Origin of the sequence: Burkholderia oklahomensis C6786 (assembly GCF_000959365.1) — a bacterium.
Classification (GTDB): Bacteria; Pseudomonadota; Gammaproteobacteria; order Burkholderiales; family Burkholderiaceae; genus Burkholderia; species Burkholderia oklahomensis.
Genome location: NZ_CP009556.1, coordinates 2480823 through 2493393, shown reverse-complemented (window position 1 = coordinate 2493393; position 12571 = coordinate 2480823). Strand labels below are relative to the sequence as shown.

The 12571-nt window shown below is 63.5% G+C and carries 9 protein-coding genes and 6 pseudogenes; 8 read left to right on the top strand and 7 right to left on the bottom strand.

All coding sequences use genetic code 11. The features are described 5' to 3' along the window. Positions 1–83: 83 nt before the first annotated feature. Complete coding sequence (locus BG90_RS28750; RefSeq protein ID WP_010121098.1) at positions 84–1601, top strand: CoA-acylating methylmalonate-semialdehyde dehydrogenase; 1518 nt, start codon at positions 84–86, stop codon at positions 1599–1601. 92 nt (positions 1602–1693) lie between these two features. Here the strand turns inward: BG90_RS28750 and BG90_RS35890 are convergent, their stop codons facing one another. Beyond that, positions 1694–1915: a hypothetical protein gene (locus BG90_RS35890; protein WP_124072328.1), complete on the bottom strand. Its 222-nt coding sequence runs from the start codon at positions 1913–1915 to the stop codon at positions 1694–1696. 203 nt (positions 1916–2118) lie between these two features. Here BG90_RS35890 and BG90_RS28745 point away from each other — a divergent pair. Further along, positions 2119–2493: pseudogene (locus BG90_RS28745) on the top strand (murein hydrolase activator EnvC family protein); the annotation flags it as partial. A gap of 213 nt (positions 2494–2706) precedes the next feature. On the opposite strand, the gene BG90_RS28740 reads toward BG90_RS28745, so the two are convergent. After that, complete coding sequence (locus BG90_RS28740; RefSeq protein WP_010121093.1) at positions 2707–3840, bottom strand: IS701 family transposase; 1134 nt, start codon at positions 3838–3840, stop codon at positions 2707–2709. A gap of 69 nt (positions 3841–3909) precedes the next feature. On the opposite strand from BG90_RS28740, the gene BG90_RS28735 reads away from it, so the two are divergent. The 5 genes and pseudogenes from BG90_RS28735 to BG90_RS28720 all read left to right on the top strand — a co-directional run. Further along, positions 3910–4380: a hypothetical protein gene (locus tag BG90_RS28735; protein WP_232288978.1), complete on the top strand. Its 471-nt coding sequence runs from the start codon at positions 3910–3912 to the stop codon at positions 4378–4380. 3 nt (positions 4381–4383) lie between these two features. After that, a pseudogene (locus BG90_RS28730) lies at positions 4384–5166 on the top strand (phage integrase family protein); the annotation flags it as partial. Then, positions 5165–5452: pseudogene (locus tag BG90_RS34230) on the top strand (IS6 family transposase); the annotation flags it as partial. The pseudogenes BG90_RS28730 and BG90_RS34230, both read left to right, overlap by 2 nt. Positions 5453–5998: 546 nt before the next feature. Then, positions 5999–6802, top strand: a complete 804-nt coding sequence (locus BG90_RS28725) for a DUF3472 domain-containing protein (RefSeq protein WP_025990430.1) — start codon at positions 5999–6001, stop codon at positions 6800–6802. 313 nt (positions 6803–7115) lie between these two features. After that, positions 7116–7445 (top strand): annotated as a pseudogene (locus BG90_RS28720) (helix-turn-helix domain-containing protein); the annotation flags it as partial. Positions 7446–7484: 39 nt separating this feature from the next. Here the strand turns inward: BG90_RS28720 and tnpC are convergent. The 3 genes and pseudogenes from tnpC to tnpA form a co-directional block, all read right to left on the bottom strand. Continuing rightward, positions 7485–9083: pseudogene (gene tnpC / locus BG90_RS28715) on the bottom strand (IS66 family transposase). Positions 9084–9176: 93 nt separating this feature from the next. Next, positions 9177–9530, bottom strand: coding sequence for an IS66 family insertion sequence element accessory protein TnpB (tnpB, locus tag BG90_RS28710; RefSeq protein ID WP_010112058.1), 354 nt, complete (start codon positions 9528–9530; stop codon positions 9177–9179). Then, the gene (gene tnpA, locus BG90_RS28705) at positions 9511–9996 is read right to left on the bottom strand and encodes an IS66-like element accessory protein TnpA (RefSeq protein WP_010112057.1); all 486 of its coding nucleotides are present in this window, start codon (positions 9994–9996) and stop codon (positions 9511–9513) included. Before tnpA ends, tnpB begins: the two co-directional genes overlap by 20 nt. Before the next feature lie 83 nt (positions 9997–10079). Between tnpA and BG90_RS28700 the strand changes: the two are divergent. After that, positions 10080–10897, top strand: a pseudogene (locus BG90_RS28700) (IS256 family transposase); the annotation flags it as partial. A 250-nt stretch (positions 10898–11147) separates the two neighbouring features. On the opposite strand, the gene BG90_RS28690 reads toward BG90_RS28700, so the two are convergent. Both BG90_RS28690 and BG90_RS28685 read right to left on the bottom strand, forming a co-directional pair. Beyond that, positions 11148–11519 (bottom strand): COG4315 family predicted lipoprotein, encoded by a 372-nt coding sequence (locus BG90_RS28690; RefSeq protein WP_010118292.1) that lies wholly within the window; start codon positions 11517–11519, stop codon positions 11148–11150. 137 nt (positions 11520–11656) lie between these two features. After that, a complete protein-coding gene (locus tag BG90_RS28685; RefSeq protein ID WP_232239111.1) occupies positions 11657–12430 on the bottom strand; it encodes a helix-turn-helix transcriptional regulator in 774 nt (257 codons plus the stop codon). Positions 12431–12571: the final 141 nt, after the last annotated feature.

Genomic DNA, 12571 nt, shown 5'->3' with positions numbered 1-12571 from the left:
TGCGGCCCGGCTGGCGCGGCGCACGTTCGCGCGGCCTCGCGGCCGCAGATTCAACGACACACACGATTGCAGGAAACATCGCGATGAAACACGACAGCAACGTCACCTCCACCCTCGGCCACCTGATCGGCGGCAAGCGCATCGACGGCGGCGACCGCGTCCAGCCGGTGTTCGACCCGGCGACGGGCGCGTCGACGAAAAGCGTGCAGCTCGCCGACAAGCCGACCGTCGAAGCGGCGATCGCCGCCGCGCAGGCCGCGTATCCGGCGTGGCGCAACACGCCGCCGTTGAAGCGCGCGCGCGTGATGAGCCGCCTGAAGACGCTGCTCGAAGAGCATGCGGACGAGCTGTGCGCGCTGATCACGGCCGAGCACGGCAAGGTGCTCGGCGACGCGATGGGCGAGCTGCAGCGCGGGATCGAGAACGTCGAATACGCGAGCTACGCGCCCGAGCTGCTGAAGGGCGAGCACAGCAAGAACGTCGGTCCGGCGATCGATTCGTGGAGCGAGTTCCAGGCGCTCGGCGTCGTCGCGGGGATCACGCCGTTCAACTTCCCGGTGATGGTGCCGATGTGGATGTGGCCGATGGCGGTCGCGTGCGGCAACACGTTCGTGCTGAAGCCGTCGGAGCGCACGCCGTCGTCGACGCTCAGAATGGCCGAGCTCGCGCTCGAAGCGGGCCTGCCGCCCGGCGTGCTGAACGTCGTCAACGGCGACAAGGAAGCGGTCGACACGATCCTGACCGATCCGCGCGTGAAGGCGGTGAGCTTCGTCGGCTCGACGCCGATCGCCGAGGCCATCTACACGACGGGCTGCGCGCACGGCAAGCGCGTGCAGGCGCTGGGCGGCGCGAAGAACTTCGCGGTCGTGATGCCGGACGCCGACATCGATAACGCGGTCAATGCGCTGATGGGCGCCGCGTACGGCTCGTGCGGCGAGCGCTGCATGGCGATTCCGCTCGTCGTCGCGATCGGCGACGAGACGGCGGACAAGGTCGTCGAAGGCCTCACGGCCGAGATCGCGAAGATGAAGGTCGGCCCGGGCACGGGCGAGCACGTCGACATGGGCCCGCTCGTCACGCGGCAGCACTTCGAGAAGGTGACGGGCTTCGTCGACGCGGGCGTCGCCGCGGGCGCGACGCTCGTCGTCGACGGGCGCGGCGTGAAGATCGACGGCCACGACGGCGGCTACTACCTCGGCCCGTGCCTGTTCGATCACGTGAAGCCCGGCATGCCGATCTATCAGCACGAGATTTTCGGGCCGGTGCTCGGCGTCGTGCGCGTCGCGTCGCTCGCCGAGGCGATGGCGCTCGTCGACGCGCACGAGTACGGCAACGGCACGTGCCTCTTCACGCGCGACGGCGAGGCCGCGCGCTTCTTCAGCGACAACATCCAGGTCGGGATGGTCGGCATCAACGTGCCGCTGCCGGTGCCCGTCGCGTATCACTCGTTCGGCGGCTGGAAGCGGTCGCTGTTCGGCGATCTGCACGCGTACGGTCCGGACGCGGTGCGCTTCTACACGAAGCGCAAGACGATCACGCAGCGCTGGCCGTCGGCCGGCGTGCGCGAGGGAACGGTGTTCAGCTTCCCGTCGAGCCGCTGAGCCGCTTTCCAGTTGGCCCATCCAGGTCGTTCGGCGGCGCGTTCCGCCGACGGCCTGTTCGAAGCCCGCGGAAACGCGGGCTTTTTCTTGACTCATCGCAGATTACCGGGGAAGGCGGCGCGGGCGGCGTCGCGGCGCTCTTCGTTCGCGGTCGATCGTCGTGTCGACGTTCGATGATCGGCGGCACGGTGCCGGGCCGAGCGGTCGTCGTAAGAATGTGTAAGGAAAATGTATTGAATGAAGGGCGCGTGGTATCTCTTTTCGGCGTCGCGCGAGGCGCTGTCCTTCGCGCGACGTGCCTTGATCAATTGCAATAGAGAAGTCGATACCGATGATGTCGTTCACGAAGCCAACCAATCTCGCGGAGCAGTCGTTCACGTTTGCACTGCGCGCCGCCTGCGCGGCCGCCGTCGCGGTGCTGGCCGCCTGCGCGACGCAGCCGAACTCGACGCCCGCCTCGGGCCGTTTGGATGCGAAGAGCACGACGGCGCAACTTCCGGCGGCATCCGCCGCGTCGGAAGCCGCAGCGCCGAGCTTCGCCTGGCCGGTGCGCGGCCCGATCCTGAAAACCCCCGATGACGCGAAGCACCCCGGCATCAACATCGGCGGCGCCGGCGGCGAGCCTGTGAAGGCCGCGGCGGACGGCGTCGTCGCGTATGCGGGCAACAGCCTGCGCGGCTATGGCAACTTCGTGATCATCAAGCACGACGACGTGTATCTCACCGCGTATGCGCACAATCGTGCGCTGATGGTCAAGGAAGGCGACAAGGTCGCGAAGGGCCGGAAAATCGCGGAGATGGGCAGCAGCGACGCGGATCGCGTGATGTTGCATTTCGAGATTCGCCGAAAGGGCGTGCCGGTCGATCCGTTGAAGTATCTGCCCGCTCAGTGAGCGCGTAGATGATGGGCCGCGCCTTAGTGCTACAGCCGTAGATATGTTGGAGGCACCGCGCCACGCCGTCGGTAATGGCACTGCTGGGCGCGGTACTGGTGTCGGCGCCGCCACATTGACCACGACATAACATGTTCGATGGAGTGCAGTGTTCGCCATATCAGGCGACACAGTAGCCTGCGGATCTCCTGAACGCTGCACGGTAGCGAACCTTCAGGTGTTTTTTTTGCCCTGTGCCCTCAGGGCAGCAAGCACCGCGTGCGCCAACAAGGCCAGCGTGATGTGACGGTACCAGCCCTGCCAGCGACGAACCTCATATTGATCCAGACCGCATTCACCTTTGGCGGCCTCAAATCCCACCTCAATTTCCCATCGCCTGCCGGCGACGTTTACCAGAGTCCGTCGGGTAACCTTGCTGCGGGGTGCGTAGACGACGTAATAGGCGTGCTCGCGCTTCTCATCGCGACTGCGGCGCACCAGCAGGTAATGTCCGTATCGACGCTCTTCGGCGCTCAGTTTCAGGCGCCATAACGGCGTGAGTGCCCAGTCATACAGACGCTCGCCTTTTGCGCCCATGCCAGCCGAGAGGCGGCGCCAGGCCTGTGGAGGCAAGGCTTGCGCAATCCTGTCGGCGCGCACAGAAGTCGGGCCTTGCCACCACAGCGGTTCGTTCTTCTTGACCGCTAGCACGAACGGTTGCGCGCGCGACTCGAGCCACAGCCGAAGGGGACGGTCACCGCCATACACCTCATCGCCGGTGACCCAGCCGCAGGGAACGCCCGAATCCAGCGCCCGCTCAAGCATCCGGCGCGCGAGTTGGGGCTTGGTTGCGAATTCCACCGTATCGGGCACTCCTGCGGCCTGACAGCGACTGCGATCATCGATCCAGTCCTGCGGCATGTAGAGTTCCCGGTCGATAAACGCGCTGCCCCCGTTACCTGCGTAGCACAGGAACACGCCGATCTGGCTGTTCTCGATGCGGCCTGCCGTGCCGCTGTACTGGCGCTGCACACCAGCAGAGTGCTCGCCTTTTTTGAGGAATCCCGTTTCATCCACGATGAGGACTGCGTCCCTCGCGCCGAGTTGCTCAACGATATATTCGCGCAGGATGTCGCGGGCCGTATCGGCATCCCACCGCGCTCGTTCGAGAAGGTGTTGTACACCATCGGGCGTGGCTTCGCCGATCCATTCTGCGAGTTGCCAGCCGTTCTTGCGTTCGACCGTGCCCAGCAGACCCTTGAGATAAGCTAGCGAGCGCTGTCGCGGCTCGGCACGCCTGAACAGGCCAGCCAGTTTTTCATGCAATAGATCGATTTCATGTTCCCACGCTTTCGCGATCTCTTTCATAGTCCTACATACCGTAGTAATACTAACTTAGTATAGGAAAAAATAACTACGGCTGTAGTATTAAGCGGTGTGGCAAGATTCGTTCATAACGTTTTCCGAGCAACTTTGAGCATGAGAAAAGCCACCCTCTGCGGCCGTCGGCCGCTGACTCGGGCGCAGCTGCTGCCGCTGCCGATCGCCGAGTTGCGTCGGATCCAGCTGAAACACCACGTGGCGCTTGCCGCGCTGCGCGACGGGCAGGCCGGCGCCGCACAGTTGGCGACGCTGCTGAATGCGATCTACCTCGCTTACTTCCTCGATCCGGCGAATCCGGCGTCGTGCCGGCGCGCCGAGGCGGCGATCCATCATTGCGCCGACCGTGCCGAGCGCGGCGAACCGTTGGCACTGGACGACCTCGAACGCGCAGCGGTTGCGCACGTGCTCGCGCGACTGGACACGGAGCTGGCCGCGGTGCCGATGCATTACTACGTTGCCGCATTCGAGCGGCTGCAGCGCGTCACGACATCCGACGCGATCGCGTCACCTATCCCTGCAGGCTGAGCGATGGCCAACCGTCCCCAGCAAGTGGCGCAGATGCCGTTGCGTACCTACAGCCGCACCGAATTCACGGCGCTGCGCGCGCGCGTGAAGGGCCTGTCGCTCGAGACGATCGAGCGGCTGTACTTCGACTCGGACGCCGCCGAGCCGGTCAACGTCGCGCAGCTGCTGCGTATGATGCGCGATGACCTGGTCGCGGCCGCGCTGCGCGACGGCTCGCCGGTGCTGAAGTCGCACCTGCAGGCGACAATCGAGAAATACGGCGAGGCGCGCCTGACGCCCGTGTCGCTGCAGATGATCGAGCAGGTGGCCGGGCAGTGGGCGGTTGCCGCGCCGCAGGCCGACCACGCGGTCGGCCGCTGGTTTCGTCCATTGATCACGGCCCGTTTGCTCGGGGAAGGGATCCACACGCTCGGCGAGCTCGTCGCGTTCGTGAACCGGCGAGGCGGGCAGTGGTGGCGATCGGTGCCGCGCATCGGCGTCGGCCGCGCACGTGTGCTGGTCGCATGGCTGCGCACGCATGCCGCGTCGATCGGCGCGGCGGTTCAGCCCGACGTCGACGCCGGCGACGCGCCGGCGTCCGCGAGCGTGACCGTCGGTGCCGGCCAGTTGGCGCCGCTCGAGCGCCTGACGCTGCCGGTCGAGCTGTCCGGGGCGCAGGGCGCGAACCGGGCACCGACGTTCGCCTATCTGGCGGCCGCGCACGATCTGGACGCGGTGCGCGCGTATCTGCACCGCTACGACGATCGGCCGGCCACGCAGCGCGCGTACCGGTGCAGACCGGACCGGCGTGAAGCACGTATTCGTGAAAGCGGTCGGCCGCGCGAACAACCGTGCCGAAAACAGCCATCAGCCCACCCGTAGGCGCGAACGCAAGATGGGCGGGTTCCGGAATGCGCGTCGCACTCAGGCGTTTCTTTCATGCTTCGGCCCGATCCGGCAGCATTTCGCGTTGCCCAGACGTCATACGAAAGCGGCCTATCATCGGGCGATGCTCAAGGAGCGCATCGCCATATGGTATGACTGGGCTGCCGCCGAAGCGACTGGACCAGACATCCAAAAGGAGCCCATATAGGTTTCAACATTGCCCACTTCCATCGGTCAAATCGACAAAGCCGTAACGGATGATGTCGGGCGGGGAACCGGGATCCCATGAACGAAACCGTCGGCTCGACCGATTACGAGACGGAGGCGGATTTATTTTTCGTGTCCCATTCCATTCGCTTCTCCTGAAAAATCCTGCAATGCCATCCCGGTGTCATAGTCTTGCTGTATAAGCAGCCGCGGATTGCTCAGGGCCAACTAATTATCTTATTTTCTGAAATACACATTTTCATCAAATACCAGCCTCACTATAAGTGCGGCGCGTGGAATTCTGCCTATTTTTACGATAAATTGTTGGACCCAACTTCACGAAAATTATCGGTATGGCCTGCATGTTTCAATAAAATTAATGCATCTTTAATCATGAAAAATATTGGCCGATATCCGGTCAAGTCATCGATGCACAAGATGACGTTGATCATATATTGATGATGGATATCAATATCCGATCTTCTTCGCTCAGCCTATGATGTGTCTTTGCTTTTTTCATCCACCCGGACATTAATTGAGAGAACCCATGAAGACTACGATCCGACTCATACCAGCTTTTTTGGCCGCATTCGTTTCTCTCGCCGTGCAGGCCGATCCGAACATTTCCGCGTCGGCGCCGCAACCACCGGCGGGTGGTTACGACCGCATGTCGTGGGATATCACGCCCGAAGTGGTTCCGACCACGGTTAACCGAAGCTTCTACTGGGCGAACCTGTTAACGTCGGAGCACGGTGGCCATGCCATCTACACCGGCATCCAGCCCCGCACCCAGGGATCGAATCTCGTTATCTTTAGTGCGTTTGACAACGGCACAACGCCGCTCGCGACGAACTGTTCGGGTGGTGCCGACGGCGGCTCAGGAACTTCCTGCTCCCTCGCCCTCGCTTGGCAAACGGGACATACCTATCAGCTGGAGATCACGTACAGTGCGCCGGATTCCGATGGCGGCGATGCAACCCTCGAAGGTTCGATCACGGATAAGGGTACCGGTGTCAAGACGTCGACGGGCAAGATTGCGATTCCTGCATCATGGGGCGGCCTGTCGCGATCGGCCTATTTGTTCGACGAGTACTTTCCATTCAACGCCGGCCCGAAGGATCCCGCGCAGCGAGTCTGTGTTCCATACGTGCGATACACGACTGCCCTTCCGAGCTTCTACCTGAAGGGAGTGGAGTATCCGACGACCGAACAGTCGATTCGTTTGAACACAGGGCAGGATAAGTGCGCGGTTGCCGCCGGTACACCGAATGCGCGCATAACGCTTGTCAACACGGCGACCTACCGCCTCGAGAATGGTTTCCTGCCTGGCAGCAGCGGTGCGCCGAAGTAAGCGGTGCTATCGCGCAGCGCCCGCCACCGGAATGGCGGGCGTCAAGCGAGATCAGCAAAGCGTAGTTGTAGCGGCCCGCAATCATCGGCCACCGGCATCCTCCGCTCCGCCGGCTTGAGCACCGCCACGATCTGCTCCACCGAAAACCGTTTGCGTTTCATCGCCAACCTCCTTCCGAGGGGGGCTCGCGTCAAAACACCAACATCAATTTCGATCCGGTTTTCCTGAAGCAGATCAGCTAGTGTCCCGTTCCGTTGTTAACCGAACTATGTTCGCGTAGCATGTAGACGTCAACGGAACGGGAGACGTCAACATGGCGATGGGACGACCGAAGGCGGAACTGGTGCTGAGCGAAGACGAGCGCTCGCAACTGATGTCGATCGCGCGTTCTCGCTCGATTTCGGCTGCGTTGGTCACGCGGGCGCGCATCGTGCTGGCGGCTGCGGACGGCGAACCCAACAGTGCGATCGCGCAGCGCCTGCAACTCACGCGCGCCACGGTGGGCAAATGGCGCCTGCGATTTCTGGAGCAGCGCATCAACGGACTCTATGACGAAGTACGCCCCGGCAAGCCGCGCACGATTGACGATGAGCGACTGGCCCAGTTGATTCACAAGACCTTGCACACCAAACCCGCGGATGGTAAGCGGTCGATTGACCACGCCCTTGCGCGTTGACGCGAATTAGGCCGCCGTGGTGTCCGTGCGCTGGCCGAGCATCCACGGCAACAGCGCCTCGTCATCGTCGGCGCTTCGCGCGTAAGGCAGCGCTTTGAACAACTCGGTCAGGTAGCGGTAGGCGTCGACGCCGTTGGCCTTGCACGTCTCGACGAGCGAATAGAGATTGGCGCTTGCTTTCGCACCGCCGGTCGTATCCGCGAACAGCCACGCACGGCGTCCCACTACGAATGGGCGAATCGCGTTCTCGCAGGGGTTATTGTCGATTGGCCACGCCGCGTTCTCGACGTAGCGGTTCAGCTTCGGCCATTGTCCGGCGAGGTAGTTCAGGGCCTTGCCTAGCAAGCCGCTGGGGGCCGTCGTCGCCAGGTGCTCATCGAGCAGCGCCCTGATTTGTGCAAGCACCGCACGGCTATAGCGCCGGCGAAGGCGAGCCCGACGATGCGGCTTCTGATCTGCGTGCGATTCTGCTGCATACAGCTTGCCGATCAGCGTGATGAACTGCGTCGATGGCTGATGCGCACCTTGAGCCTTCTTCGGCAGGACCTTCTGCGCTTCTACAAAGTACCTGCGAGCATGCACCCAACAGCCAAGGTGGACGAGACCGTTGGCATCGGCGATCGCATTGTACGGTTCGTAGCCGTCCGTCATAAATACGGCGCCACGGCGAATGCCGGCCCACAGATCGCTGCCGTGTTGTTTGCCGCGCCCCGGCGCGTAGCCGAACAGTCGCACCGGTGGCCCGCTGCCGTTCATCTGCACCCACATGTAGCTCTTCGTCTGTGGCACTCTTCCTGGCTCCTTCAGTACCTGTACCGTCGTCTCGTCCGCGAACACGATGTGGCTATCGAGCAGGTGATCTCGCATCAGGTTGATCACCGGCTGCACGGCTTCGCCTACTCGCACTAAGCTCGCGGCCAGCGTATTGCGCGAGATGTCGCCTCCGAAGCGCTTGAGCAACGCAGCAATTCGATACAGCGGTAGACCGTCCATGTATTTGGAGACGACGAACCACGCCAGCGCCGCTTCCGTAAACAAGCCCTTCGGGATGACGCGCGAGCGTGCCGGCGTCACCTTCAGGCTCTCGTCGCAGCGCGGGCAGGCGTACTTCACACGTTCGTGGCGGATCACCCGCACCTGTTGCGGGATGATGTCGAGCTATTCGCTCACCTCCACGCCGATCTCAACGAGTACCGAGCCGTCGTGAGGGCACATGCGCTCCGATTCCGGCAGTTCATAGCGAATGACTTCGCGCGGCAAAGCCGGATCGAGCGGTTTGCGCCCGGGCTTTTTACGCGCGTGGCCGGCTACCTGCGTTTGGGCTTCGTCTTCCTCTTGTGCCGGAAGCGTTGCCGCCGTCGGCGCCAGCGCTTCGGCCTCGTTCAAGAACAAGTCCCGTTGATCGGCACTGCGGGCTTCGCTCTTGGCGCCGAACAGCCGTCGCTCATAGGCCTTCAACTGCTTCTTGAGCAAGTCGCGTTCGACCTTCGTCACGCGCAGTTCGCCGCGCAGCGCATCGCGCTCAGCAAGCATCGCGTCGCGCTCGGCAATGAGCGCGGCGAGTTCTTCCGCGGTAATCGATGCGGGTTGTGGGGCGCGAGTCATCCCGTAACCATAGCGGGTTTCGACGGGCCATGGGTTTACGTCGCCGCGCCGATCCCGATCGGTATGTTGCGCTCGTGCAACCATGCGCCTGTCCTAGTTGACGCGCGCATAATGCCGCGCTGGATGCTTGCGCATGGCGGCCAGATCGATGCCGTCAAGTAGCCAGTGCAACTGCTCGACGCTCAGTTCGAGAACGTCCGCGGCCTCGCGTGGCCATACGAAACGATCGGCTTCCAGCCGCTTCATCAAGAGCCAGAACCCGTTGCGCTCCCATAGCAGCAGCTTGATGCGATCAGCGCGCTTGTTGCGGAACACGTACACTGCTCGGGCGAACGGGGCGAGCCCCAGCGCTTGCTCGACCAACGCCGCCAAGCCGGTGATGTTCTTGCGGAAGTCGACCGCGTCGCGATGCACGTAGACCTTCAGCTCACTGTCGAGCCGGAACATGGCAGCGCACCAGCGTCTCGATCATCGTCGACATCAGCGCGACATCATGCTCGTTGCAGCCGAGCTTGAGCGTCACACCGTTAGGTAGCTGCGCGACAAGCTGGGACGGCGGCGACATGGACTCTCGCGATTGCGCAATCCCCATGCGAGTCGGTCGCCCTCGAACGTCAGTGACTGATGCCTCGATCTCGCCGATCTGAACCACGGGCACGAATGCCGGAGCTTGGCTCTCGATCGCCTTGCTTGCTGCAGCTCCGTTGCGCTCGCGCTCGTAGTCTCTGATCCACTTGCGTAGCAGGTTCGCGTTCACTGCGTGGTCCAGCGCCATCCTCGCAACTGACACTCCAGGTTGCATGCATGCCTGAACCAATTCCCGCTTGGCCTGCGGATCAAAACGCCGGCGCCGCCCGTCGCGTTCGAAGCCTGTCACCAGGCGTGACTTCAGATCGTTGCCGTGCTCTGTCATTGCGTCCACTTCCTCGTTCAAGTGGACATAAGCGTCGCCGCTCTAGCTTCCCAGGAACAGGGCGTCGATCATTGATCGCTTACGTTTCTCCCGACTTCATCAGGTCCGTCACCGACGAGGTGATGGCCGAGGCGCTGAGCTGGCAGAGCCGCCCGCTCGAGACGATGTATCCGGTGGTGTTCTTCGACGCGCTGCGAGTCAAGATCCGCGACGACGGCGTGGTCAGCAACCAGGCCGTCTATCTGGCCTTGGGCATCCAGGCCGACGGCCAGCGCGACGTGCTGGGGCTCTGGATCGAGCAGACCGAGGGTGCCAAGTTCTGGCTCAAGGTGTTCAACGAACTCAAGACGCGCGGGTGCCAGGACATCCTGATCGCCGTGGTCGACGGCCTGAAGGGGCTGACCGAGGCCATCAGCGCAGCCTATCCGCGGACAACCGTTCAGACCTGCATCGTGCATCTGATCCGCAATAGTCTGGAGTACGCCAGCTACAAGGACCGCAAGGCGCTCGCCGCGGCGCTGCGTCCGATCTACGCGGCCGCCAGCGAAGAGGCGGCGAAACAGGCACTACAGGACTTCGCTGACGGCCCCTGGGGCGAGAAATACCCCACCATCGTGCGAGCGTGGCAGCGTGCCTGGGAACACGTCGTACCGTTCTACGTGTTCCCTCCGGAGATTCGACGGGTTGTGTACACAACGCCATAGAAAGTCTGAACATGCAACTGCGCAAGATCATCAAGACGCGCGGCCACTTCCCGAATGACGAGGCGGCGATCAAGCTGCTCTGGCTGGCGCTGCGCAATGTGCTGGCCAAGACCGTTCGGGCCGCCTTCGACTGGAAATCAGCGATGAACCAGTTTGCTATCCTGTTCGGCGAGCGATTTATGCAGGCGCGTGGATAACGTGCTGTTCAACCGCCTCGCCCACAAAAATGCGGACAGGTTCTCGGCGACTGCCGCGCAAATGGAACGCGCGCGGCGCTCTCGACAGGCTCGGCGCTCGTGCGGCCGTCGCGATCGAAGCGGCGGCGAGCGACGCAACGCGAGAGAAGCGCCATGCTGCCGTGCTCGCGCTCGTTCGCACGCACGCATGCGCGTATGCACGCACGCCGCGCCGGCTACGCCGTCTCGCCTCGCCGCATCTTCCGCGTGCCTATTCCTTCACCGCGTGCCAGACGTCCTTGAAGCCGTCGCCTTTCTTGTCGCCTTTCGCGGCGTCCTTCGCGAAGAAATAGAGCGGCTTGCCCTGGTACGCCCATTGCAGCGTGCCGTCGTCGCGCTTGATGATCGTATAGCCGCCCGTCGGCTGATCGGTCGCGCTCGCCTTGTACGGCGGCCAGTTCGTCGTGCACGGGCCGTTGCACATGCTCTTGCCCGAGTTCGGGGCGTCCTTGTCGAACGTGTAAAGCGTCATGCCGTTGGCGGCGACCAGCATGCCGCCGCTCGGCATCGCGGGCGCATCGGCGAGCGCGGCGACCGGCGCGAATCCGAGCACGAGCGCGTACGCGACATAAGCGGTTCTCATGGCTGTCTCCTTGTCCTGGCGGGCGTGATGAACGCGCGGGCGGCGCCGCATGCGCTTCGAGCCCTTTCAAACCATAGGCGGTTTTTCGGCAGGAGGAAAGGCGATCGTCGCGCGCGCGGCCCGCACGCGCCGCCGCATCAACGCGGGACGTCGTGCCCGAGCGCCTGCAGGAACAGCGAGAACAACTCCGGCTGCGATGAAATTCCGAGCTTCGAATACAAGTGCCGCCGATGCACCTTGACGGTTTCGGGCGAGATCGCGAGCCGCTCGGCGATCGCCTTCGACGAGTTGCCGCGCAGCACGAGCCGCGCGATCGCCATCTCGCGCTCGGTCAGCAGCTCCGCGCCGAAGCTCGCGAGCGCGCGCTCGACGCGCGCGGCGAGATCGTCGTCGGCGCGGCCGCGCGCCGCGTCGCCTTGCAGCTTGCGCTGCTGGCGGATCGCCGCGAACAGCCACGGCGCGCACGTGGCGAGCCGGCCGATCGCATCGGCGCCGAAGCGCGTGTGCGCGCCGAGCGACAGCGACAGCGTCTCGTCGGGCCGCGTGCGCACGATGATCTGCAACTCGTCGTCGCCGACCGCGTCGCGGAAATAGCTGAGGAAATACTCACTCTGCCTGAACAGGTCGGGCGCGACTTCCTCGAGGCGATAGCAGCCGTCCGCGAGGCCGTCGTGCGCGGCCTGCAGGAACGGATCGAGCAGATAGAGCCCGTCGAGATACAGCGGCACGGGCGACGGCCCGCTCGCGCCGCCCGTGTCGTATTCGTCGAGCACGACGGGCGCGCCGTCGCGGCCGAGCGCGGTCGCGAGCGCGTTGTCGAACGGCACCATCTCGTTGAGAAACAGAATCAGAAAGCGCCAGAAGCGCGGCTCGCCGAGGTGATCGAGCGCGCGTCCGAACGCTTGATGCATCGCTACTTCGCTGAACAGTCGGTCCATGTGCGACCCGATTAGGCGTAACCCCAAGGGGGAATGGCGGCGCGCAATTTGGCTTCCTAGACTGCGCTCCATGCGTGGCCCGAGTATGGGCGTTCAAAAATCCCGCGGCAAAGG

Bases quoted from the DNA above. Each gene is read 5' to 3' on its own strand.
- BG90_RS28750 (WP_010121098.1), top strand. From the start codon at position 84: ATGAAACACGACAGCAACGTCACCTCCACCCTCGGCCACCTGATCGGC.
- BG90_RS28740 (WP_010121093.1), bottom strand. From the start codon at position 3,840: ATGAAAGAGATCGCGAAAGCGTGGGAACATGAAATCGATCTATTGCAT.
- BG90_RS28725 (WP_025990430.1), top strand. From the start codon at position 5,999: ATGAAGACTACGATCCGACTCATACCAGCTTTTTTGGCCGCATTCGTT.
- tnpB (WP_010112058.1), bottom strand. From the start codon at position 9,530: ATGTTCCGGCTCGACAGTGAGCTGAAGGTCTACGTGCATCGCGACGCG.
- tnpA (WP_010112057.1), bottom strand. From the start codon at position 9,996: ATGACAGAGCACGGCAACGATCTGAAGTCACGCCTGGTGACAGGCTTC.
- BG90_RS28690 (WP_010118292.1), bottom strand. From the start codon at position 11,519: ATGAGAACCGCTTATGTCGCGTACGCGCTCGTGCTCGGATTCGCGCCG.
- BG90_RS28685 (WP_232239111.1), bottom strand. From the start codon at position 12,430: ATGCATCAAGCGTTCGGACGCGCGCTCGATCACCTCGGCGAGCCGCGC.